The sequence below is a fragment of the Bacillus xiamenensis genome, assembly GCF_001857925.1.
In the GTDB taxonomy this organism is placed as follows: Bacteria; Bacillota; Bacilli; order Bacillales; family Bacillaceae; genus Bacillus; species Bacillus xiamenensis.
Map to the genome: position 1 here is coordinate 2,604,344 of NZ_CP017786.1, position 21,476 is coordinate 2,625,819.

The following is a 21,476-nucleotide window of genomic DNA, read 5'->3' on the forward strand; positions in this document are numbered from 1 at the left end:
GACATTGATTGAGCTTTTTGCCATTAGAAGCGGCACTATGTATGAGCTTGTTACAGAAAGTGTGACACTTCAGGGGCAAAGGTATCAAGCTCCTCGCTCTATTCAGGCGAATATTATCACAAAGCAAGGCAGTCAAACATATTACCGTGTCTCAGAAGGAGACACGGTTCTTTTTAAATGGAAAGGAAAAGAGCTGTTCAGAGGCATCGTTTTTTCTAGGACGCCTGTTGATGGGAAACTGACCTTTACCGCATACGATATGCTCCAATATTTAGTGAAAAACCAAGATGTATATGTGTTTTCAAATCAAAGAGCAGATCAAATTTTGAAGCGAATTGGAACTGACTTTCAAATCCCTATGACCTCCATCGCCAATACAGGACATGTCATGAAGTCTCTTGTTTTTAAAAATGACACGAGTTTGTATGACATCATTCTGAAAGCACTCAAGGAAACGAAGCGGCAAACCGGTAGAAATTATCAAATTTATTCTGCTAAAGGCAAGATGGGACTGCGAGCTTGGCCTGATCCAGAGGACATCTGGGTCATTGAATCAGGCGTCAATCTTATTGATTATCAGTACAGCACCTCTATTGAAGAGACAGCAACACGTGTGAAGATGCGTACGTCTGTAGATGAACAGGGGAAGAATAAGAAAAAAGGAAGCAAATCAGATATTGTGGTGATCGAACAGGATAAAGCGGGTCAAAGTAAGTATGGCATTTTACAGCATGTTGAGACAGTGACTGGGCAAATGAATCAGCCGCAGCTCCAGCAAAGAGCCAAAGTTCGTCTGGCAGAGAAAAAAGGCGTCAAACAAGAAGTGAAAAGCATACAAGCACTCGGAATTCCTGAACTGCAAAGCGGTCTGCCAATCTATTTGAAAATCCCAGAAATCAACGTAAAAAAAACCTACTGGATTGATCAAGACAAGCATGAATTCAATGGAGTGAAACACACCATGACCATTGACGTTGTTGAGAAAAATGTTATGCCAAAGGGTGATCAAGCGTGAGATTAAGTGAAGCGATTAAACGACTCGCTGTCAATGCAGTAGACGCAGCCTCTCCAATTGATCTGGTCATTGGAGAAGTCACGGCGGTTTCGCCTTTCAATATCAGATTAAATGAAAATAGTAAGTTGATCATTCCAGAAGAACTGCTTATTTGGCCAAAGCGCTTAAATAAGGGGGAGGATGATGAATTAAAAGCGGGAGACAGTATTATGGTGCTCGCAATGGCGGGAGGACAGTCTTTCTACATCATCGACAAATTGTAAGGGAGGTGATGAACGTGGCACTTTCACCAGAGGAAGAAATCGAGGAAACAGAAGAAGACGACGAGGTAGAAACCTCGATGACGTATCGCATAGATGTTGAAAATGGCAGGCTGACAAATGAAGCCATTTCGGGGATTGAGGCGATCAGGCAATTCATTTATATGACATTGCGAACAGAGCGGTATGCACATCCTATCTACAGCCACGACATTGGCACTGAAATTCAGGAACTATTGACAGACACAGAAGCAACGGACGAATACAAAGAAATGGAGATTCCAAGATTGCTAGAAGAAGCACTAATCGTTGACGAGCGGATTGATCATATTGAAGAAATAGAGGTCACGAAGCAAAATGACACGTTTCAAGTCAGACTAGCCGTCGTCACAGATGAGGGCACATTAGAAATAGAGGAGGTGATGGAGGCCGATGTTTGAGGAGCAAACGTATGAAGCATTGATGGAAAGAATGCTGGACAGGCTGCCAGATGACATAGATAAAAGAGAAAACAGCATCATTTGGAATGCCCTGGCACCTGCTGCCGCTGAACTGGCTCAGTCGTATATTTGGCTTGATCAAGTATTTGATCTTGTGTTTGCTGATACAGCGCAGGGCGAATTTTTAGATCGACGAGCGGCTGAAGTAGGAATTGAACGAAAGCCGGCCACCACAGCGGTCTGGTCCGCAGCCATTCAACCGGAGAATGTAAACATCCCTATAGGCTCAAGGTTTTTTATTGAAGATGTTTATTTTCAATATTCGAAGGATGGCACATTGGAATGCGAGACAACTGGTACAGCCGGCAATGGGCAATTAACAGGTCAACCGCTGCTATCACTTGATACAATCCCAGGCCTTGAATCGATGATCATGAAAGAACTCGTGATACCGGGGCAAGAGGAGGAAGATGACGCTTCATTATATGATCGATATTTAATACGTGCAAGGAGAGAGGCTGTCAGTGCCAACAGAGCCCATTACAAAAAGTGGGCTGAGGAAGTGGTTGGTGTCGGCAGAGCGAAAGTGTTCCCGCTTTGGAATGGAGAGGGAACGGTCAAAATTGTCATCACTGACGGCAATCTAGATGTAGCCTCTGATCTACTTGTCAAAAGGGTACAGGAGTATATCGACCCTGTGCCAGGAGAAGGGGAAGGACAATCTCCTATTGGTGCAAAAGCAACCGTTGAAAGCGCCAAATGGCTGGATATTGACATAGAAATGGCCGTCGAACTTCAAATGGACTGGACACTTGAAGGGGCGCAAAAAGAAATAGAAGAAAAGATCAAAGCGTTGTTAAAATCAATCGCATTTGAAAAAAGTACGATCCGCATGTCCGCCTTAAATGATATTTTGTATCATTCAGAAAGTGTGTCAGATTATGCAAACGTCTTACTGAATGGTGAATCGAAAAACTTAGTATTACAGGACATTGAAATACCGCGTCTTAGGCAGGTGAAGGTTATTGAGCAAACATGATGAAATGAAAAACTACTTGCCGCCATATTTCACGGAAATTTATGATGTGGACCATTTACTAAGGACAGAGGCGCCAGAGTTTGAGCAATTGGACGAATCCATTTTTGATGTAACGGATCAGTTCTTTCCATTAACAGCGACGTGGGGATTGAATAGGTGGGAAAGAATGCTCAAGGTGCAGCGAGAATCAGATGATTCGATTGAGCTGCGCAGGGCACGCTTACTCAATATGATGTCAAACATTCCGCCAATCACGTATCTTTCTTTAGAGAAATCGGTGAATCGATTTCTTAAAAATCCAAGTGCGATCATCCGCCTCACAGCCAATCGCTATCATTTTGCGTTACATGTAAATCTGGATGACCTGCAAAACACAAGATATATTGTCGAAATACTCGAAACGTTAAAGCCTGCACATTTGGCGTATACGTTCACCGCTAATCATCATACCGATGTTCATGAAAAAAACGATCATCATCAGCGGCTCACACTGCGAAGCAGGGTGGGTTTTTTTGATCATATCCCGATTTTACTCAATGGTGAATTTGTATTAAATGGTACGTTCTACCTGAGCGGGACACGAGGTACAACGGATGTCCCTGCTCGTTTTAGGCATTCGTTGAAGATGAGGATGCCGCTTCAACAAGAGAAGGAAACAACATACCGCATGCATTATGTCATGACCGGAGCAGTGCATGAAACGAAGCAGGCCGCGGCACTGACTTTGCACGCAAAGAACCAGCTCCCGCACCACACGAAAAAGAGGATGACGTTCCGCCTGCCAGTGCATGTTCAAAATGAACAGGGCGGCAGCTTACTGATTAAGGATCATTACTGGATTCTAGATGGATCCGTTCCGCTTGACGGATCAAAAATGCTGGCAGCAACTTCTACAAAAATAGAGCTATAAGGAGGATCACAATGGCTGATCAATTAACCGTAACAACACTTTATGCACGTCAACAAATGGCAAAGGCAAGAGCAGAAGGAACAAAACTCACAAAAGTCGTCAAAATGGCGTTCGGAAATGGAGGAACAAAGGATGGAAAACCTCTCTCTCTTGACGGTACTGAACAAGCACTCAAAAAAGAATTAGTTCAAAAAGATATCGATTCATTTACCTTCATGGAACCAGCAAAAATCCGCTACACCTGCACGATCGCCGAAGGAGAACTCACAGGAGAAGTCATCAATGAACTAGCCCTTGTCGACGAAGCCGGCAAATTCACCGCCGTCCGCACCATGACAGACAAACAAAAAGACGGCGACATCGAATTCGTATTTGAGATTGATGATATTTATTAATGGAGGGGAAAAGAAGTGGACATAAAATCACCTTTACCGTTTGAAACCTCTGACAAAGCCCATGCGAACTTATTTAACCGAATGGTCAACACACTTGTGGAGAATGACAATGCGCTCAGTCATCAAATAGCAGGAATCACGAATGAAAGCTTGTTTATTTTAACAGGCGACCAAGCCATTCAAGATGCATCAGTCAGCGGTGAGGAATATCCAATTGGCATTACGTTTATGGATATTGGCCAAGCCAATGATAAGGGATATCCGACGAGATATGGCTTTGTGAAGAATGAGAAGATCAGTAATTTTCGATTTGTACAATACTATTATGGTACTGGAAACGAAGCTGGTAATTATTTTGATAGTACTGGAATTTGGTGCAGGCATTGGTGGACGGGATCGGGGTGGACAGACTGGCATAAACTCTCTGGTTTTCTTCATACGAATATTGGCACAACTGGTAAGCAGCTGCTTAATAATGCAGAGCGACAAAAAATCCTTTTTAATCGAAAAATAAAAGATAGTCACAATCATTTTGATATAAAAAATAGTCGTTTTATTTGTCCGGAAAACGGTATGTATCTAGTAAACGCTGGAGTCTATATTGAGACGGTTCAAATGTATGCAAATTTTGAGCTGTCTATTTTTTTAAATGGTAAAAATTATAAAAATATATCTCATTATAGACATCTCCCTGCCACACCCTCTGAAACGGCAAAACTTGATATAGGTTTATATGGGGCTGCGAATGTGCCAGCGAATAAAGGAGATTACATTGAAATTTACATGTATATAGGATATGCGGGAAATTCCGATCGTTATATATCTGATAATTCAGGCTGGTACAACTATTTCGATATTACGGAATTAGGCGGACGAAATTTCCCGAGAGTGTAGGAGGATTCTGATGATTTTATATGAAGCCATTAAGTATAAATACCCCGATGCGGATCCGCAAAAGGATTTTGAGCTTAGAAATGACGGCGACGGTTCGTATATAAACGAATGGCATCTAGATGTGCCAAAGCCAACGGCAGAAGAATTGAAGGAATGGTGGGAGGCATCTCAAATCAATCCTCGATATCAACCACCTCTGCCGCTTGAATTTCTAGCGCAGGAAGTAGCGAAAGAAAAGCTGATGAGAAAACAACTTGAACATCAATGTGATCATCTAACAAACGAACTAAAGGCGTTAAAAAGAGAGATCCTTTTATATAAAGGAGAGAGTGAAACATGAATTATTGGGTAATGGCTTTATATTTTAAATGGGTGACTCCTGAAATGGTCAAGCAAGCAATCGAGCTAGGTGACTGTTCAATTGAAGAACTAAATGTAGGCTGTCAGCAAAGGGTGCTCACGGTAGAGCAGCTACAAGAGATCGATCCAAGCTTCAAAGCGAAGGAGTGAAAGCTAAATGGAAATAAAAGAACCAAAACCTTTTGAAGTAAACGATAAAGCGCATGCTGATTTATTTAATGACATGGTCAAAGTACTTCTTGAAAATGATACTGGACTATTAGGACAACTCACAAACCATACACATGATACGAAATCACATACAACTGAAGCAGAAAAGAAGAAATGGAATGAGTCGCAGAGCTATAAAATTACAGCAGATAATGGAAGTCAGTTAATTAATGTGCCAGCTGATGCGAGAATTTTTGATGCGATAAAAAATAAAGGAACATGTACATTTTTTGCAGCTGCTGGCGTCGAGGATTCTCCAACCCCATCTAATATTTCACTGAGAGGTATTCAGACTGTAGGCCAAGATAATATTGGCACTGGTTTTGCCGTAGATATAGCCGGTAATGCTTATAGTTTTTACTATAATGATGGTCATACCGCTATTAACTGGACAAAGCTCCCGACAAACACAGATAAAAATAAATGGAATGAAGGGCAATTATCTAAGATCACAGCAGACAATGGAGGAGTCATTATATCTATTTCTGACGGTGAAGATTTACTGGAAAAGATAGTTTCTTTAGGTTCGAGGCATGGAACATTTTATGTTACAGGAAAAGCTTTGAACACTCCAACAACTAGATCATGTCGTGGTATGTATCATTTTACTTCTCAAGATAGCAATGGTAAAGGTACATTTGGATGGATCATGGCAATCGATTATAACAATTACATGTATACAAACTATCTTGACTTAAATTTGGGATGGCAAGGTTGGAAACGTGTGTTAACAAAAGAGGATATGGAAAATACTTCTTTTGTTGATACGTATGATCAAGATAATTCATTGGTTTCCGCTGCTGAAAATGTTGCGACAAAGCTTGTTTTTGGGAAGACACGAGCGGACGATTTATCAGAGTATAACCGCTCTCGGGCTGAAATCACGCTAAAAAACAGCGGCCTTTATTTGATCAGGCTTTATATAACTAGCACTAACATTACAGTTGGGTCAGATAATATTTTAGCCTGTTATGTCAATGGATCAGAGTATCAAAGGTTTGGAAACTGGAATCCGGCAACATCATCAAGTACGTGCGTGCTTTATTTATTACAAAAATTAAAAGCTGGAGATAAAGTAACTTTCTATATAACACCAAGAGGGACCAACAAAACAGTATCAATAAACACAGCTTACGTTACCATGTCTCAGTTAAGATAGGAGGGAAAATATTGAATAAAGCACTAGCGATCAAATATCTATATCCAAATGCAGAACTGGGTAAGGATTACTTAGTTCGGGATGACGGAGAAGGTCAGTTCATAGACAAGTGGTCATTAGAAGATCCTGTACCATCCGATGAAGTGTTAGAAGTCGCATGGAATGAATACCTAGCCAAGAACAATGATAAGCCATTATCAAACGTTGAAAGGCAACTGCTGCTGCTTGGCGAGCAATTAGCGTTAGAAAAAATTGCACGTCAACAATCAGATAGAGTTAATGCAACGTTAGGACAGCAACTTGTCGAAATGAGAATAGAAATCCTTAAATTAAAAGGAGGGGTTACTAATGAATCTTAATTTTTGGGTGTTAGCTCTTTTTTATAAATGGGCGACAACTGCATTGGTTAAACAAGCAATGGCGTTTAAGGACTGTTCAATTGAAGATTTAGAAGATGGTATTCAAAAAGAATATGTTTCTCAAGAACAATATAAAGAAATAACTGGGAAAGTATATAAAGCAACGTTAGAAGCTGAGTAGAAAGGCTTTTTTATTTTACCTTCTTTAAGGAGATGAGGATACTTGAAAAGGACTAGGGGGGCTTACTGATGTCAGGGATGACGGAGGTTAACGATGTGAACATTATACAAAAGGATATGTCGGAATTAAAGACCAGTCAAAAAGCTTTGGAGCAGCGTGTTTCTGTACTCGAAAGGGGGCAAGACAAGCACGATCAGCAAATCATTAGCTTGAGCAATCAGCTTAACAAAATTGAAGAAAACACCACATGGATTAAGCGAACTATTACTGGTGCGATTATAACCGCTGTTTGCACGGGTGTAATTGGCGGCGGGATCGCTCTTGTTTATACAATGCTTCAAAAATAAAAAGAAAAGAGGAATTGAATATGAAAAACTTCGACAAAGGCACTGTGATCCGTACAGTGCTTCTTTTAATTGCTTTAGTCAACCAAACTTTAATTATGTTTGGAAAACCCGTTTTACTAATCAGCGAGGATCAAGTCACATCGTTGGCTGACACATTGTATCTTGCGGGATCAATGGTTTTTACAATTGTCACAACCTTGGTGGCATGGTTTAAGAACAACTATGTGACATCTAAAGGAAAGAAGCAGAAAGAAGTCTTGAAACAAAAAGGATTAACAAAATAAATGTATAGTTGCGCTGGCTTCCTTCTTCATATATCCTAAAATTGGAGTTGGAGGGAAGCCAGTTGTTAGAAAAGGATTTAAAGTTAAGTAATATAAAGGGTTTGTTGATTTTTTTAGTAGTTTTTGGACACCTAATAGAACTCAATAAACAGAATTATTATCAGCTTTTTGTGTTTATTTACGCTTTTCATATGCCACTTTTTATTTTCATCAGTGGCTATCTAGCTAAAAGAATTAAAATGAGCAAAATAATAAACCTTTTTCTTTTGTATATCATATTTCAGTCGTTTTTTGACTGGTTTCTCTATTTTATAGGAGAATATAAAACCCTATCGTTCCATTACGGTAAGCCACAATTTCACTTGTGGTACATCGTGAGTATGATTTTTTGGTATGTAATAGCTTGGGGTTTAACAAAATTAAGGCTAAGTTTAATAGGGAAATTAAGTATCTTTTTTATTATGTTCATTGTCTGTTTTATTTCACGCCAGTACACAGGTGTGGTTGCAGATGCAGTTAAAGGTTTTTATCCAAATTTCACGTCTTACACTCTTAGTTATCAAAGGACAATTTCATTTGCACCATTCTTCTTTGCTGGGTTTTTTATGACAAAAGAAAATTTGCATGTTGTTTATAAATTTATAAAACCTTCACTAGCAAAGGTTTTACTAATTGTCACTGGAACACTAACCATACTATTTATTGAATACACACCGAACTTAGAATGGCTTTTTCGTGGTAGCTTTGGAATAAAGAGGTTTTTAGCAAATGATGAAAGTTATATGCTTAAAATGCTTCTTCATTACCTCTTGTCAGCTTGGATATGTTTACTCATACTCATTTCGGTAAATAGCAAGAAATGCATTTTGACAAAATGGGGAGATTATTCACTAGGAATTTTCTTGTTCCATCCGGTTTTTGTGTTCTTGTTAAGGAGAACTGAATTTATAAACGAATGGAGCGGGGATACCCAACTTGTTTTGTATTTTGCATTAACATTTGTAATTGTAAGCATGCTAGGATCAAATTTTTTCGCGGCAGTCAGTTGGTTTATCACATCCCCCTTAGATACTATCAAAAAACTAACAGGATTATTAAAACCAAAACCGGAAGAAAAAAATACGAATTTCTGAGTCCCTTAACAGGGGCTTTTTTTAATGCTCAATAAACTTAAAAAGGAGAATGAACATGGCTGAAAAAATTGGATTGCAAACTCTTGTAGACCGTTCCATTAGAAATATGGGTGACGGTATTAACAGTGTGGTCAAAGAAGGCGCAATTGAAATGATCAAACAAGCATACAAAGAAGGGATCTTTGTTCAGATCACAGCTGGCTATCGTTCGATTGCAGAACAAAATAAGCTTTATGCTCAAGGGCGTACCGATTCAGGAAAAATTGTGACTAATGCCAGAGGTGGTCAATCTAATCACAACTATGGTTTAGCGGTTGATTATGTTCTATTAAGTTCAGACGGGAAAAAACCACTTTGGACAGTCAACGAAAAATGGCGCCGAGTAGCGCAGATTGGAAAATCCCTAGGCTTTTCATGGGGGGGGATTGGAAGAGTTTTAAGGACTACCCACATCTTGAAATGATGGGTGGTTTGACAATATCACAACTTCAAGCGGGAAGGCGCCCTGTCTTGGTGTCATTTTTATCAAATAAAGTTTCTGCAAAGCCAATCAAGACAACGCCAGTTAAAATATTGCCAGCCAAAAGCACAATTAAGACTAAAACAACATACGATCTACCTACTGGCGTTTTAAAAGTAACCAAGCCATTAACGAAAGGTGCAGGCGTAAAAGTCGTACAGGAAGCCCTAGCCGCTCTTTCCTTCTACCCTGAAAAGGGAGCGGAAAACAACGGCATTGACGGCTATTATGGGCCAAAAACAGCGGATGCAATCAAGCGATTCCAGCTCATGCATGGACTTTCTGCTGACGGCATTTACGGACCGAAAACAAAGAAAACCATTGAAAAAGCATTGAAATAAAAGTGAAAAACCCTCTCATAATGAAGTGCACCCCAAATATTAGACACAGTCTAACATTTGGAAGTGCTTTTTTTTTTTTTGGCTAAATTTACAATTGAAGATAAAATCAAAGTGTATCCTTAACCTTGAATTTTTTTCTTAGATGATCAACAAAAACAACTTTACCAGTGATCTCACGAGTGAAGCCTTGATCAAACAGGTCGAAAGTAAGAGACAAGTCCTCACTCATAGCAGCTGCAATGGTAAATTCAAATTCCTACAATTGTTTATAGCTTAGTGTTGGCCGTTCTATTTGTTGTTTTGCAAAATGTAGCTGTCTTATTAATGCCTCATTATGTTCTTGCAAGATAAATTTCATCTGCCATCTATTCTGCTCTTTTCTTTCATCCCACACAGTATCACCTCATTAGAGATTACAACCTAATTCGGTTTCTAAGTGTGGTATATAATTAAAGTACGGTTTAACCTGAAACAGGTATTATAAAAATTCGTATATTTCAATAATGAACTTCTTCTTATATTACTCACAATTTGGCCGCCCAAAAGGACGACTTTTTTTATTTTATTTGAGTGTTTTTAATCAAATGGCCCTAACAGCAAAAAAAGATGAAAAATAAATATATTGAAAATAAGAAAAACCCTTACTGCTGTAAGGGTTTTGTGTATGGAGCATAGCGGGATCGAACCGCTGACCTCTACGCTGCCAGCGTAGCGCTCTCCCAGCTGAGCTAATGCCCCGAAGTGTTACGACATAACTTATTATAATCAATCCTTCTGTAAACTTCAAGCTGTAAAATGCAATCATATTGTCTATTTTTCTTTCTGATCGATCGGAATATAATCAAAGATTTCCCCGGAATGAACAGAATGGGCTAATCTTCTAAGCCAGTCATAATAGGCTTTTGAGCTCTCAAGCTGTTCAAGGAGCTGCTGGGCTTCCTCTTTTTCGTGTTCCTCCGCCTGCTCATCACGAGCCACATCTTGAAGGCGCTCTTGCGCTTCTTCAATCGCCGCTAGATTGACCTCGACCTCTCGTTCCCATTTTTGCGGGAAAAAGTTCATGAAAAACTTAAAAAAATCTTTTTCAGCAACAAAGCTGTGTTTTCTTCGGCCGCGATGAAAGGTCTTTTTGACAATATTCATGTCTTGCAGTTTTTTCACACCTGTACTCATACTAGGCTTACTCATTTGCAGCTCTTCACGCATTTCATCCAGCGTCATTTCCTCATTTAAATACATCGTCCCATACAGAATACCCGCACTTCTAGTAATGCCATAGAGATCCATTGTTTCAGCGATGGAATCAATGACTAGATCTTTCGCCGCTAAAATACGATCTTCTGCTTGTGGCTGTTCCTGCTTTTTCATCTTGTCCCTGCTTTCTATTAAGAGAATTCAATACGTTCAAAAAAATCTTTATGGACTATATGTTAACGAAAGAATGCAAAATGTCAAAATAAATGAAGCATATCTCCCTTTGACAGAAAAATTTGAACATGTTAAGTTAATTATGTTCAAAACGTTAAATTTTTATTTAACAAACTTACCAAAGAGAATCAGAGGAGGTTCCTTCTATGAGTCAAACACTATTTATAGATGGACAATGGGTTGGCGCTAAGAGTGGCGACACAAGAGATATCATCAATCCATTTAATCAAGAAGTGATCGCGACAGTCAGTGAAGGATCAAGAAATGACGCGCAGCTAGCCATCAAAGCAGCAAGAAAAGCCTTCGATCAAGGAGATTGGGCAAATCTTCCTGGACTTGAAAGAGGAAATATTGTCTTTAAGATTGCTGAATTGATTAGACGAGACCTTGATGAATTAGCCAGATTAGAATCACTTGATACTGGCAAAACATTAGAAGAAAGTAAAGCAGATATGGACGATATTGCAAATGTGTTCCAATATTACGCAGGGCTTGCTGATAAGGATGGCGGGGAAATCATTGCATCGCCTATTCCAAATTCAAAAAGTGAATTAGTCAGAGAGCCTGTCGGTGTATGCGGTCAAATCACTCCTTGGAACTATCCGTTGCTTCAAGCGAGCTGGAAAATCGCTCCTGCGATTGCAGCCGGAAATACAATCGTATTAAAGCCAAGTGAAATTACACCACTAACCACGATTAAAGTTTTCAAACTCATGGAAGAAGCAGGCGTTCCGGCAGGTGTTGCAAACCTAGTCCTTGGACCAGGGGCAACAGTTGGCGATGAACTTGCTGTTAACGACCAAGTCGACTTAATTTCGTTCACCGGCGGTATTGAAACTGGCAAGAAAATCATGCAGGGAGCCAGTGGGAATGTGAAAAAAATCGCTCTTGAGCTTGGCGGGAAAAATCCGAATATTGTGTTTCAAGATGCTGATTTAGACGTAGCGGTTGACCAGGCAATGAATGCTGTGTTCTTCCATGCAGGGCAAGTGTGTTCAGCGGGTTCACGCTTGTTAGTCGAAGAATCCATTCATGATGAATTTTTAGAAGAACTGGTGAAGCGTACGAAAAAAATCAAGCTAGGCAACGGCTTTGATGAAGGAACCCAGAGCGGACCGCTCATCTCAGCTGAGCATCGAGAAAAAGTAGAAAAATACGTCAGCATCGGTCTAGAAGAAGGCGCAAGATTAGAAACAGGCGGAAAACGACCTGATGCAGAGGAGCTTCAAAATGGATTTTTCTACTTGCCAACGATTTTCTCAGGCTGTACATCAGATATGCGGATTGTACAGGAAGAAGTTTTTGGCCCAGTACTGACCGTCGAATCCTTCCGATCAGAAGAAGAAGTGACCGAGCTTGCAAATGATACGATCTATGGATTAGCAGGAGCAGTATGGTCTTCAGATATCGCAAAAGCGGAAAGGGTCGCTCGTCAGCTACGATTAGGCACTGTTTGGATTAACGACTTCCATCCTTATTTTGCTCAAGCACCGTGGGGTGGATATAAGCAATCAGGTCTTGGACGTGAGTTAGGACGTACGGGTCTTGAAGAATATACCGAATTGAAACATGTATATAGAAACACAAAACCAGAAGCAGTTCATTGGTTTAAATAAAATGATTTGGAGGAGATTGAACATGACATTAAATATGAAAATTGAAAGCATGCAAAAATTCCATACATTTGAAATCCCGACTGTGATCAAGCATGGTATTGGTGCGGTGAAACATGTTGGAGAAGAAGTGAAAGCATACGGCGTTTCAAAGGTCTTACTTGTAACGGACCCTGGTATTTATCAAGCGGGCGTTGTAGATCCAGTGATTGCTTCATTAAAAGAAGCACAAATTGATGTGGTCCTATTTGATAAAGTAGAGCCAAACCCGCCGGTACGCCTAGTGAATGAAGGATCTGCGTTATATGAAAAAGAAGGCTGTAATGGATTAGTCGCAGTTGGTGGCGGAAGCTCAATGGATACAGCGAAGGCCATCGGTGTAGAAGCGACTCATGAAGGTTCAGTTCTTGATTACGAAGCGGCAGAGGGGAAAAAACCGCTTGAAAATAGAATTCCTCCATTAACAACAATCCCGACAACGGCAGGTACAGGTTCAGAGGTCACGCAGTGGGCAGTAATTACAGATGAAGAAAGGGAGTTCAAATTTAATACAGGTGGACCACTTATTGCCGCTCACCTCACAGTGATTGATCCAGAGCTTCATGTATCCATGCCGCCTCATGTGACGGCAATGACCGGAATTGATGCGCTTGCACACGCTATCGAATGCTATACAATGAAATTTGCTCAGCCGATTACGGATGCTGTGGCACTTATGGCCATTGAATATGCTGCTCATTACATTCGCCGTGCCTTTGCGGATGGAGAGGATTTAGAAGCAAGATACGGAATGGCACAAGCTGCAATGCTTGCAGGACTTTCCTATGGAAGTGAATCAGCTGGCGCTGCCCATGCGATGAGTCAAACACTCGGAGGCATTATTCCTGTAGCGCATGGTCAATGTGTAGCGGCGATGATGGGACCTGTTATGGAGTATAACTGGAAAGGCTACCCAGAGAAATTCGCTCGAATTGCGCAAGCATTCGGTATTGATACAAGCAGAATGTCAACAGAGGAAGCAGCTAAAGCAGCAGTGAATTGGATGTATGATTTAGTGGAAGACCTAGAAGTTCCTTCATTAGAAGAACAAGGTGTACCAAAAGATATGATCGACCGTTTATCTAAAGAAGCAATGAAAGATCCGCAAACCGTTGGAAACCCAAGAGACCTCAACGAAAAAGCATACAACTGGATTTACGCTCGCTGCTTTAACCTAACACCTAAAACAGTGTAACAATGAAAAAAGGCTCCCAAAAGGGAGTCTTTTTTACATCTTATAGCTGTTCTTTAATTTCTTTAATTTCTTTAATTTCTTTGATTTGATGAATATGGCGTTTTTCGTGTGCGCCGATAAAATCAAGATATTGCTTCAGTGAAAGCTCTTCAAACACAGGATGTGCAATCACTCGTTTGAAATCTTCCTCCGTAAACGTTGATAAAATTTGATTTAATTTCTCACGTGCTGTATCAAGTTCATCCTTTAATTGTGTAGGCGTCACATGCTTACGCTCAGGTGCGACAATACTAGGTGCAGTGGCCTTTCTTGAACGATCTTCTGCCATTTCTACTGGTTTTGGCTCATATTCTTTGATCGGTGCTTTTTTTCCCTCGGCAGCTAGATGCTTTGCTGCAACTAAATCCATTTTCTTTAAATGATCTGCCACCTCTTGAATACTCCAGGTATCATCAGATAATTTTTGGTTTAATTGTTCTTCATTCAACCCTTGCAGTTCTTGCCACAATTCTTGTCTTGCATCATGTAATAAACTCATTTCCATCACCTCAAGATCAAATTTTATCATAATGGTACATGACAATCATTCTTTAGCTTCCCGAGAATTCCTTTGAGGAATTGTGATGAAATATGAAACCTTTACAAAAGTGGTTCGTATTACCTGTTAGAAGCAATACACTGGAGGTGAGTGTCATCTACATGAAACAAAGGCTGTTCATTTCATAAAGAAAGGGTGAGGAAGATGGATATATTCGGGCTGCCTCTTCAGACGCTGTACTTATACATATTGATGATATCAGGAATCCTGACACTTGTTTTCGTCTTTTTCGGTGATGTATTTGATGGCTTGTTTGAAGCGATCCCTGTTCCATTCCTTCAACCGACATTGATCCTCGCATTTCTTACATTTTTCTCGGCTGGTGGTTTTATCTCTGAGAAAACAGCAATCGTAGGAAGCGGTTTTGGAGCAGTATTATCTGCCATTCTCGCAGTGGTCCTTGTGACCTGTTTACATGTATTTGTGTTAGTCCCGCTTTCCTCTGCTGAAGAATCTCTTTCATATACTGAAGCCGATTTAAAAGGAAGAACTGGGGAGATCATTGTATCAGTCCCAAAAGACGGGTTTGGAGAAGTGCTGTTAATTAGTAATAGCGGGAAAATCTCAAAGCCGGCCATCAGTTTCGACCAAGAGGAGATTCCATATGGAACCCGCGTGCTTGTGGTCGAAGTGAACAAAGGCGTTTTATCTGTCATACCAAATGAAGAAATCTAGGAGGGAATGCTATGCCAGGAACAACCATTTTAATTATTATTGGAATTGTCCTTGTGATTCTGATTGCACTTATTGGCGTATTTGTAACAAAATATCGGACGGCAGGTCCTGATGAAGCGTTGATCGTCACAGGGAGTTATCTAGGAAGTAAAAATGTCCATGTGGATGAAGGTGGAAATAAGATTAAGATTGTCAGAGGCGGCGGTACTTTTGTACTTCCTGTTTTTCAACAAGCAGAGCCGCTCAGCTTACTATCTAGCAAACTAGATGTTTCCACTCCTGAAGTATATACAGAGCAAGGTGTACCTGTGATGGCCGACGGAACGGCAATCATCAAAATTGGCGGATCAATTGAAGAAATCGCCACTGCTGCAGAGCAGTTTTTAGGTAAAACAAAAGAAGACCGTGAAAATGAAGCAAGAGAAGTTCTAGAAGGTCATCTGCGTTCGATCCTAGGATCAATGACAGTTGAAGAGATTTATAAGAACAGAGAGAAATTTTCTCAAGAAGTACAACGTGTCGCTTCTCAAGATTTAGCGAAAATGGGTCTTGTCATTGTCTCCTTTACGATCAAAGATGTCCGAGATAAAAATGGCTATTTAGAATCCCTAGGTAAGCCAAGAATTGCCCAAGTGAAGCGAGATGCAGATATTGCAACAGCCGAAGCAGATAAAGAAACACGTATCAAACGTGCTGAAGCAGATAAAGATGCGAAGAAGTCTGAGCTTGAGCGTGCGACCGAAATCGCAGAGGCGGAAAAAATCAATGAATTGAAACGAGCGGAATTTAGACGTGAACAAGATACAGCGAAAGCAAGCGCTGACCAAGCTTACGATCTAGAAACAGCTCGCAACCGTCAGCACGTAACGGAACAAGAAATGCAAGTCAAAATCATCGAACGTCAGAAGCAAATTGAATTGGAAGAAAAAGAGATTCAGCGTCGTGAACGTCAATATGATTCCGAAGTGAAAAAGAAAGCCGATGCAGATCGTTATGCTGTTGAACAATCAGCTGCTGCTGAAAAAGCAAAGCGTCTTGCGGAAGCAGATGCGAAGAAATACAGCATTGAAGCAATGGCGAAAGCAGAAGCTGAGAAAGTTCGTATTGATGGGCTTGCCAAAGCGGAAGCAGATCGTGCAAAAGGGGAAACAGAAGCAGAAGTCATTAGGTTAAAAGGACTTGCAGAAGCCGAAGCGAAAGAGAAAATTGCTGAAGCATTCGAACAGTATGGTCAGGCAGCGATCCTTGATATGATTGTGAAAATGCTTCCTGAATATGCGAAGCAAGTATCTGCACCACTTTCTAACATTGATAAAATTACAGTTGTTGATACGGGCGGTAACGGGGAAGGCAGCGGCGCCAATAAAGTCACAGGCTATGCCACAAACCTCATGTCCAGTCTGCAAGAAAGCCTGAAAGCATCCTCTGGGATTGATGTCAAAGAAATTATTGAGAACTTCTCTGGCAAAGGGAATGTGAAGCAAAGCATTCAGGAACTGACAAATGAAATCAAGCAGCCAAGAAAAAAAGAAGCAGCTGATCGTCAAATAGAAGAATAAAATGAATAGACACCTTCTGATAGAAGGTGTCTATTTTGCTTGGGCCTGTTGTTTTGGTCTTTTTATATAAGAAGAAAGATTCACAAGAATGCCTGCGGTTATCATCATGAACACTAATGAGGACCCGCCATAGCTAATGAAGGGAAGGGGGATGCCTGTAATGGGGAGAAGTCCAAATACAGCCCCTAGATTAAAGCCTGCTTGAAGCATGATTTGAAAAGTGAGACCGACCGTTAACAACTTTCCAAACGGATCCTGCAATGATCGAACGATTCGGACGGCGCGATACATAATGAGAAGATATGCGCCAATCACAAACGATACCCCCATGAATCCCAGCTCTTCACTGATGACGGCCATAATGAAATCTGTGTGGGCTTCAGGAAGAAAACCTAATTTTTGAATGCTCCCGCCTAAGCCATTCCCGGTCATCCCGCCTGAATCCATGGCGAGATATGAATGAATCAGCTGATAGCCATCCCCATCCTCATACTGAAAAGGATCACGAAATGAGGTGAGCCGTTTCAAACGATAAGGAGCTGTCACAGCAAAAAAGGTAATCCCTGCCGCAGCGGTCGTTCCTAGAAAAATGAGGTGGCGCATGTTTAGCCCAGCGCATAATAAGACGATGCCACAGCTTAATAAAATAGATACCGCCGTACCTAAATCAGGCTGCTTTAAGATCAATAAAAAAACTAGACCTAACAGAATGAGCGGAGGCAGTACCCCTTTTCTAAAGGATGTGATGTATGCTTGTTTCCTTGCATACACATAGGCAAAATAGAGGATCATCACTAATTTCACAGCCTCAGACGGCTGGATCATAAGAGAACCAATATGAATCCACCGCTGTGAATTATTTTTGACAACGCCGATCCCTGGAAGCAGGACAATGATGAGACATAACATTGACAGCATGACAAGCCATCGTATCCATTTACGATAAGCGTGATAAGGAAAAAGAGCGGCAATGATAAAAAAGAATAACCCAATCAAGAGCCATTGCCATTGTTTCATGAAAAAATAGCTGCCTTGCTCATACTTCATTTCACCTAAAGGATAACTCGCACTGTAAACCATGAGTAAACCAAATAAACAAAGACAAACGATCGTCCCAGCAAGAATGTGGTCGATTTTTTTGAGGTGAGAAAGAATCAATGACATCACCCTCAATCCCAGTTGCGTCCAAACATATAGGATGACGACCTCAGATTGACACTAAATACAAGCCCAATGGCCATCATATTGGTCAAAAGCGCACTGCCGCCGTAGCTGATAAATGGAAGTGCAAGACCCGTCACAGGCATTAAACCTACTGTCATTCCTACGTTTTGGAAGACTTGAAAGACGATCAGTCCAACCACACCAGCACATATGTACAGCCCATAAAGGGTATTCGCATGCATAGCCACATGAATCATTCGATAGACCATCATAAGATACAAACAAATCAATAGGGAAGCGCCGATAAAACCAAACTCCTCACCAATGACTGCAAATATAAAATCTGTATGGGCCTCAGGAATATTTCCACCTTGTACTTGATTTCCTTTCGTATACCCGCTTCCTGATAATTGCCCTGACCCAATGCCGAGCATCGCTTGATTCAACTGATATCCATAAGTTGAATCAAATTCATCTGGAGAGAGCCACCCATAAATGCGGTCAAGCTGATGAGGTTTAATTACTTTTGTAAAGTGCTCAAAATGTTCATTGTGCAAGTAGGTCAAAAATGCAAGAAGCGCGAGAAAAGCGGCCATTAATGCAGCGATCATCTTACTTGAAATTCCTGAAACAAGTATCAGTGTAAAAGCGATAGACAAGATCACAAGTGCAGTCCCTAAATCTGGCTGAATTAAAATCAGGAAAAAAGGGACAGCGGTCCAGCAGATGACTTTACTTGTAGGAATCATGCTCTCCTTAAATGTAAAGCGCTCATGTTTGTATCGATTTAAAACAGCCGCTAACAGGAGAATGACAAAAATTTTCATAAATTCTGATGGCTGAATTTTAATGGAGCCAAAACTGATCCACCTTTGGGAGCCATTTTGATTCGTTCCAAAAAAATGTACGAGAATGATGAGGAAGAGACCACCTGCAAATAGTCGAAAAGATAAACGCTCAAGCAGCTCGTAATCAAAGTAAGCAACTGCCGCCATGAGGCCAAAACCGACGATATACCAGAAAATTTGTCTTTTGACGAAATAAAACATATCTTGCGTTTCATACTGTCCCGATCCGCTATACACAGCCAGCAGGCTGATCACAAAGAAACAAATGACAGTGAATAATAATACGAAGTCAATGCCGTTCTGTTTTTTCATGTCTCCGTCACCTGCTATGACCTATTTGTCAGCTGGTTTAATACGACCTGCACTGCTGCAGCGTCATCAATATAGCCGATCGGAAAAATATAATCTGGTATTAAATCAACGGGCATAATGAAATAAAGAAGGGCGCCTCCCATCAACATCAATTCACGAGAAGTACCCCGGCCGCTCATGAAAGAGTTGTACATGCTTTTCAATTGATCAAGAAATGGCCCAACGCCGCTTATTGAGTCCATCTTTTTTTCAAACTTTGCTGAGATCGTTTCTTTTCCCTCGACTGATTGACTGTAGGTCTCGTATGCATTTAGCTTCTGTTTCAATTTCTCCTCGCTGAATGTACCGTCATAGACATCATGATCTTTCAGTGTTCTTTCGATCTCTTCTACCGCTTGAATGAACGTATCACCGTGAACTTTCTCATTTTTAATGGGAAATCCAGCAGCGGCCAATAGTCGATCTAAAGAAATGTTTAGAGCATCTGAAAGCCGCTGTAAATGGTTCAAAGTCGGTTTTCTTTTGCCATTCATTATTCTAGAAAGTGTCGCTTTATCAATGTCTGTTTGTGTGCTGAGTTCTCTTAATGAGAGAGAACGTAGTTGTAGTTGTTCCTTTAAGAGCTGCCGAAGCTCAGTTGTCTTACACTCCATCTTTTATTTCACCCTTTCATATGTATCAACTTTTTAATAGAAGAAGTCGTACCCAATATAAAGGTGTGTTGACAAATTGTCAACGAATTGAATTTTATACATTAGAAACTTATTATAATGAATATAGAATAGGAAACTGCTAGAAGGGGTGGCGTAGATGAAGGTGAGACATGCAGTACATAGTGATATTCCTAAAATCGCCGAGATTCATGTGAAAAGCTGGCAAACGACTTATCACGGCATTATTTCGCAGGCGTATTTGGATGCTTTAAATGTAGAGGAGCGGGAAGAGAGCTGGAGAAGCAGATCGCTTGAAGGCACATTTGTCGCAGAAGATGCGGACGGAGTATTTGGTTTTGCTTCCTTTGGAAAACAGCGTGATGAGCGCTATTCAATATATGATGGTGAGCTTTATGCCATCTATTTGTTGCAGCAAAAACAGAAATCAGGAGCGGGCATGGCTCTGATTGCAAAAGGTGTGGATTATTTACTAAAGAAAGGCTATCAAAATATGCTGCTTTGGGTATTTGAGCAGAATTCAGCGAAGCAATTTTATCAAAAGCTTCAACCTAGTTTTGTCGTCACCAGCCAATTCGAGCTGGCTGGTGAGAACCATGAGGAAATTGGGTATGGATGGGAGTTGTCTGTACTAAATGATCATGTACACCGAATTATATCGTCAGCTTCCAGTAATAATGAGAGAAAAAAGTAAAAAGTGTGGCGAGTAAAATATAAGAGATAAAAGGAGCAGCCTCTACTTTTCCTTTCACAGCTGCTATTTTTAATGCCTCATAGAAACTGGCCAAAAAGTAGGCAAGACTAAGAATATAGCAGCACAGCATAATGGAGTAAGAATTCATTGGCGCACCTCCAGCTTAAAATCTTCTACTATTAATAGATTCAATAGAGCAGAAAATTATGCATAAAAAAATAACCTGCTGAAAAAGCCAGGTTATTTTTGTTGAGGAAAAACCAAACGAGACGCACTAGGGATGAGTAAACAAAGAACAATACTACAAATGATAAATGAAGGAACCATATATGTGCTGTTATATAATAAAGAGTATAGCCATCCTGGCGTTCCTTTTGGTGCATTGTGAGAAAAGAAAACAACGCCAGAAATAAAGAACGTCAGCAGCCTGAAGAAACTGGCGGTAAAGACAGATAGAGTAATATAGAAGAATTGTTTCTTTCGTTTTTTATCCTGAAGGGCTTTTTTAATTGATCCTGAGAATAGCCCACTTAAACAAATCACTACAGATGCGACAAAGTAATCGAGGAATCCTTGTACAGGTGTGGCGATGATAGGACTATTCATCAGCTGTAGTCCAGCGATTAACACCCCGATGATAAACCCAGTAGACACTCCCCATCTAATAGACATGAGAATAACAGGAATCATGATCAGCGCAATTGACCCGCCGTTCGGCATTCTTAAAAAGAGACCTGATAAATAATCTAATACAAGTGCAAGAGAAGTCATGATGGCGATCTCCATCAGTCGTACTAATTGATTTGATTTCTGCATAAAAAAATCCCCTTTTC

Annotated in this window: 27 protein-coding genes, 1 tRNA gene and 1 pseudogene; 21 read left to right on the forward strand and 8 right to left on the reverse strand. The window is 40.6% G+C overall.

The annotated features are described in order from the left end of the window. Positions 1 to 4 precede the first annotated feature (4 nt). The 16 genes and pseudogenes from BK049_RS13160 to BK049_RS20180 all read left to right on the forward strand — a co-directional run bounded on the left by BK049_RS13160 (position 5) and on the right by BK049_RS20180 (position 9,847). Complete coding sequence (locus tag BK049_RS13160) at positions 5 to 1,015, forward strand: XkdQ/YqbQ family protein (protein ID WP_008361639.1); 1,011 nt, start codon at positions 5 to 7, stop codon at positions 1,013 to 1,015. Next, on the forward strand, positions 1,012 to 1,278 hold the full coding sequence (locus BK049_RS13165) for a DUF2577 family protein (protein WP_071168713.1): 267 nt from the start codon (positions 1,012 to 1,014) through the stop codon (positions 1,276 to 1,278). The genes BK049_RS13160 and BK049_RS13165 overlap by 4 nt, the downstream gene beginning before the upstream one ends. A 14-nt stretch (positions 1,279 to 1,292) precedes the next feature. Then, positions 1,293 to 1,715 carry a DUF2634 domain-containing protein gene (locus BK049_RS13170; protein ID WP_071168714.1) on the forward strand — a complete coding sequence of 141 codons (423 nt, stop codon included), beginning with the start codon at positions 1,293 to 1,295 and terminating at the stop codon, positions 1,713 to 1,715. Continuing rightward, positions 1,708 to 2,754, forward strand: a complete 1,047-nt coding sequence (locus tag BK049_RS13175) for a baseplate J/gp47 family protein (RefSeq protein WP_008361647.1) — start codon at positions 1,708 to 1,710, stop codon at positions 2,752 to 2,754. The genes BK049_RS13170 and BK049_RS13175 overlap by 8 nt, the downstream gene beginning before the upstream one ends. Beyond that, positions 2,741 to 3,664: a YmfQ family protein gene (locus BK049_RS13180; RefSeq protein ID WP_071168715.1), complete on the forward strand. Its 924-nt coding sequence runs from the start codon at positions 2,741 to 2,743 to the stop codon at positions 3,662 to 3,664. Before BK049_RS13175 ends, BK049_RS13180 begins: the two co-directional genes overlap by 14 nt. Before the next feature lie 11 nt (positions 3,665 to 3,675). Next, complete coding sequence (locus BK049_RS13185; protein WP_071168716.1) at positions 3,676 to 4,059, forward strand: phage tail-collar fiber domain-containing protein; 384 nt, start codon at positions 3,676 to 3,678, stop codon at positions 4,057 to 4,059. A gap of 15 nt (positions 4,060 to 4,074) precedes the next feature. Continuing rightward, positions 4,075 to 4,953 carry a hypothetical protein gene (locus tag BK049_RS13190; RefSeq protein ID WP_071168717.1) on the forward strand — a complete coding sequence of 293 codons (879 nt, stop codon included), beginning with the start codon at positions 4,075 to 4,077 and terminating at the stop codon, positions 4,951 to 4,953. A 10-nt stretch (positions 4,954 to 4,963) separates the two neighbouring features. Then, positions 4,964 to 5,293 carry an XkdW family protein gene (locus BK049_RS13195; protein WP_008361659.1) on the forward strand — a complete coding sequence of 110 codons (330 nt, stop codon included), beginning with the start codon at positions 4,964 to 4,966 and terminating at the stop codon, positions 5,291 to 5,293. Beyond that, positions 5,290 to 5,463, forward strand: a complete 174-nt coding sequence (locus BK049_RS13200; RefSeq protein ID WP_008361661.1) for a phage portal protein — start codon at positions 5,290 to 5,292, stop codon at positions 5,461 to 5,463. The genes BK049_RS13195 and BK049_RS13200 overlap by 4 nt, the downstream gene beginning before the upstream one ends. Positions 5,464 to 5,470: 7 nt before the next feature. Further along, complete coding sequence (locus BK049_RS13205; RefSeq protein WP_071168718.1) at positions 5,471 to 6,682, forward strand: hypothetical protein; 1,212 nt, start codon at positions 5,471 to 5,473, stop codon at positions 6,680 to 6,682. Between the two features lie 11 nt (positions 6,683 to 6,693). Continuing rightward, on the forward strand, positions 6,694 to 7,041 hold the full coding sequence (locus BK049_RS13210; protein ID WP_071168719.1) for an XkdW family protein: 348 nt from the start codon (positions 6,694 to 6,696) through the stop codon (positions 7,039 to 7,041). Beyond that, a complete protein-coding gene (locus tag BK049_RS13215) occupies positions 7,031 to 7,222 on the forward strand; it encodes an XkdX family protein (RefSeq protein WP_071168720.1) in 192 nt (63 codons plus the stop codon). The genes BK049_RS13210 and BK049_RS13215 overlap by 11 nt, the downstream gene beginning before the upstream one ends. A 68-nt stretch (positions 7,223 to 7,290) precedes the next feature. Continuing rightward, complete coding sequence (locus BK049_RS13220) at positions 7,291 to 7,569, forward strand: hemolysin XhlA family protein (protein WP_071168721.1); 279 nt, start codon at positions 7,291 to 7,293, stop codon at positions 7,567 to 7,569. Positions 7,570 to 7,589: 20 nt separating this feature from the next. Further along, complete coding sequence (locus tag BK049_RS13225; RefSeq protein ID WP_071168722.1) at positions 7,590 to 7,853, forward strand: phage holin; 264 nt, start codon at positions 7,590 to 7,592, stop codon at positions 7,851 to 7,853. A gap of 62 nt (positions 7,854 to 7,915) precedes the next feature. Continuing rightward, positions 7,916 to 8,986: an acyltransferase family protein gene (locus BK049_RS13230; RefSeq protein ID WP_071168723.1), complete on the forward strand. Its 1,071-nt coding sequence runs from the start codon at positions 7,916 to 7,918 to the stop codon at positions 8,984 to 8,986. 55 nt (positions 8,987 to 9,041) lie between these two features. Beyond that, positions 9,042 to 9,847, forward strand: a pseudogene (locus tag BK049_RS20180) (peptidoglycan-binding protein). A 665-nt stretch (positions 9,848 to 10,512) separates the two neighbouring features. Here the strand turns inward: BK049_RS20180 and BK049_RS13240 are convergent. Continuing rightward, positions 10,513 to 10,585: transfer RNA gene (locus tag BK049_RS13240), tRNA-Ala, on the reverse strand. 72 nt (positions 10,586 to 10,657) lie between these two features. After that, complete coding sequence (cudC, locus tag BK049_RS13245) at positions 10,658 to 11,215, reverse strand: transcriptional regulator GbsR (protein WP_071168724.1); 558 nt, start codon at positions 11,213 to 11,215, stop codon at positions 10,658 to 10,660. Positions 11,216 to 11,421: 206 nt separating this feature from the next. On the opposite strand from cudC, the gene betB reads away from it, so the two are divergent. Together betB and BK049_RS13255 are read left to right on the forward strand one after the other, a co-directional pair. Next, on the forward strand, positions 11,422 to 12,891 hold the full coding sequence (betB, locus tag BK049_RS13250; RefSeq protein WP_071168725.1) for a betaine-aldehyde dehydrogenase: 1,470 nt from the start codon (positions 11,422 to 11,424) through the stop codon (positions 12,889 to 12,891). 22 nt (positions 12,892 to 12,913) lie between these two features. After that, positions 12,914 to 14,122 carry a choline dehydrogenase gene (locus BK049_RS13255; RefSeq protein ID WP_008361692.1) on the forward strand — a complete coding sequence of 403 codons (1,209 nt, stop codon included), beginning with the start codon at positions 12,914 to 12,916 and terminating at the stop codon, positions 14,120 to 14,122. 40 nt (positions 14,123 to 14,162) lie between these two features. Here the strand turns inward: BK049_RS13255 and BK049_RS13260 are convergent, their stop codons facing one another. Next, a complete protein-coding gene (locus BK049_RS13260; RefSeq protein WP_071169235.1) occupies positions 14,163 to 14,660 on the reverse strand; it encodes a DinB family protein in 498 nt (165 codons plus the stop codon). 204 nt (positions 14,661 to 14,864) lie between these two features. Here BK049_RS13260 and BK049_RS13265 point away from each other — a divergent pair, with 204 nt between their 5' ends. Then, positions 14,865 to 15,395 (forward strand): NfeD family membrane protein, encoded by a 531-nt coding sequence (locus BK049_RS13265; RefSeq protein ID WP_008361696.1) that lies wholly within the window; start codon positions 14,865 to 14,867, stop codon positions 15,393 to 15,395. 11 nt (positions 15,396 to 15,406) lie between these two features. Beyond that, entirely contained in the window at positions 15,407 to 16,954 is a 1,548-nt protein-coding gene (locus BK049_RS13270; protein WP_008361697.1) for a flotillin lipid rafts scaffold protein FloT, read from the forward strand. A gap of 30 nt (positions 16,955 to 16,984) precedes the next feature. Here the strand turns inward: BK049_RS13270 and ftsW are convergent, their stop codons facing one another. Genes ftsW through BK049_RS13285 form a run of 3 tightly spaced genes read right to left on the reverse strand, consistent with a single transcriptional unit; the run spans position 16,985 to position 19,931 of the window. Continuing rightward, entirely contained in the window at positions 16,985 to 18,118 is a 1,134-nt protein-coding gene (gene ftsW, locus BK049_RS13275; RefSeq protein WP_425304328.1) for a putative lipid II flippase FtsW, read from the reverse strand. Between the two features lie 5 nt (positions 18,119 to 18,123). Beyond that, positions 18,124 to 19,278, reverse strand: a complete 1,155-nt coding sequence (gene rodA / locus BK049_RS13280) for a rod shape-determining protein RodA (protein WP_008361702.1) — start codon at positions 19,276 to 19,278, stop codon at positions 18,124 to 18,126. A 14-nt stretch (positions 19,279 to 19,292) separates the two neighbouring features. Further along, complete coding sequence (locus tag BK049_RS13285) at positions 19,293 to 19,931, reverse strand: DUF1232 domain-containing protein (protein ID WP_008361704.1); 639 nt, start codon at positions 19,929 to 19,931, stop codon at positions 19,293 to 19,295. Positions 19,932 to 20,088: 157 nt separating this feature from the next. On the opposite strand from BK049_RS13285, the gene BK049_RS13290 reads away from it, so the two are divergent. Then, entirely contained in the window at positions 20,089 to 20,643 is a 555-nt protein-coding gene (locus BK049_RS13290) for a GNAT family N-acetyltransferase (protein WP_071168727.1), read from the forward strand. On the opposite strand, the gene BK049_RS19020 is transcribed toward BK049_RS13290, so the two are convergent. Further along, on the reverse strand, positions 20,603 to 20,791 hold the full coding sequence (locus BK049_RS19020) for a hypothetical protein (protein ID WP_083381128.1): 189 nt from the start codon (positions 20,789 to 20,791) through the stop codon (positions 20,603 to 20,605). The genes BK049_RS13290 and BK049_RS19020 overlap by 41 nt on opposite strands. 92 nt (positions 20,792 to 20,883) lie before the next feature. Next, on the reverse strand, positions 20,884 to 21,459 hold the full coding sequence (gene thiT, locus BK049_RS13295; RefSeq protein ID WP_071168728.1) for an energy-coupled thiamine transporter ThiT: 576 nt from the start codon (positions 21,457 to 21,459) through the stop codon (positions 20,884 to 20,886). Positions 21,460 to 21,476 lie beyond the last annotated feature (17 nt).

What these genes read in the sequence shown, in the direction of transcription:
- rodA (WP_008361702.1), bottom strand. Translation starts at nt 19,278, where the DNA reads ATGAAAAAACAGAACGGCATTGACTTCGTATTATTATTCACTGTCATT.
- ftsW (WP_425304328.1), bottom strand. Translation starts at nt 18,118, where the DNA reads ATGTCATTGATTCTTTCTCACCTCAAAAAAATCGACCACATTCTTGCT.
- thiT (WP_071168728.1), bottom strand. Translation starts at nt 21,459, where the DNA reads ATGCAGAAATCAAATCAATTAGTACGACTGATGGAGATCGCCATCATG.
- BK049_RS13200 (WP_008361661.1), top strand. Translation starts at nt 5,290, where the DNA reads ATGAATTATTGGGTAATGGCTTTATATTTTAAATGGGTGACTCCTGAA.
- BK049_RS13185 (WP_071168716.1), top strand. Translation starts at nt 3,676, where the DNA reads ATGGCTGATCAATTAACCGTAACAACACTTTATGCACGTCAACAAATG.
- BK049_RS13260 (WP_071169235.1), bottom strand. Translation starts at nt 14,660, where the DNA reads ATGAGTTTATTACATGATGCAAGACAAGAATTGTGGCAAGAACTGCAA.
- BK049_RS19020 (WP_083381128.1), bottom strand. Translation starts at nt 20,791, where the DNA reads ATGAATTCTTACTCCATTATGCTGTGCTGCTATATTCTTAGTCTTGCC.
- BK049_RS13205 (WP_071168718.1), top strand. Translation starts at nt 5,471, where the DNA reads ATGGAAATAAAAGAACCAAAACCTTTTGAAGTAAACGATAAAGCGCAT.
- BK049_RS13175 (WP_008361647.1), top strand. Translation starts at nt 1,708, where the DNA reads ATGTTTGAGGAGCAAACGTATGAAGCATTGATGGAAAGAATGCTGGAC.
- BK049_RS13220 (WP_071168721.1), top strand. Translation starts at nt 7,291, where the DNA reads ATGTCAGGGATGACGGAGGTTAACGATGTGAACATTATACAAAAGGAT.
- BK049_RS13285 (WP_008361704.1), bottom strand. Translation starts at nt 19,931, where the DNA reads ATGGAGTGTAAGACAACTGAGCTTCGGCAGCTCTTAAAGGAACAACTA.
- BK049_RS13195 (WP_008361659.1), top strand. Translation starts at nt 4,964, where the DNA reads ATGATTTTATATGAAGCCATTAAGTATAAATACCCCGATGCGGATCCG.
- BK049_RS13255 (WP_008361692.1), top strand. Translation starts at nt 12,914, where the DNA reads ATGACATTAAATATGAAAATTGAAAGCATGCAAAAATTCCATACATTT.
- BK049_RS13225 (WP_071168722.1), top strand. Translation starts at nt 7,590, where the DNA reads ATGAAAAACTTCGACAAAGGCACTGTGATCCGTACAGTGCTTCTTTTA.
- betB (WP_071168725.1), top strand. Translation starts at nt 11,422, where the DNA reads ATGAGTCAAACACTATTTATAGATGGACAATGGGTTGGCGCTAAGAGT.
- BK049_RS13290 (WP_071168727.1), top strand. Translation starts at nt 20,089, where the DNA reads ATGAAGGTGAGACATGCAGTACATAGTGATATTCCTAAAATCGCCGAG.
- cudC (WP_071168724.1), bottom strand. Translation starts at nt 11,215, where the DNA reads ATGAAAAAGCAGGAACAGCCACAAGCAGAAGATCGTATTTTAGCGGCG.
- BK049_RS13265 (WP_008361696.1), top strand. Translation starts at nt 14,865, where the DNA reads ATGGATATATTCGGGCTGCCTCTTCAGACGCTGTACTTATACATATTG.
- BK049_RS13215 (WP_071168720.1), top strand. Translation starts at nt 7,031, where the DNA reads ATGAATCTTAATTTTTGGGTGTTAGCTCTTTTTTATAAATGGGCGACA.
- BK049_RS13270 (WP_008361697.1), top strand. Translation starts at nt 15,407, where the DNA reads ATGCCAGGAACAACCATTTTAATTATTATTGGAATTGTCCTTGTGATT.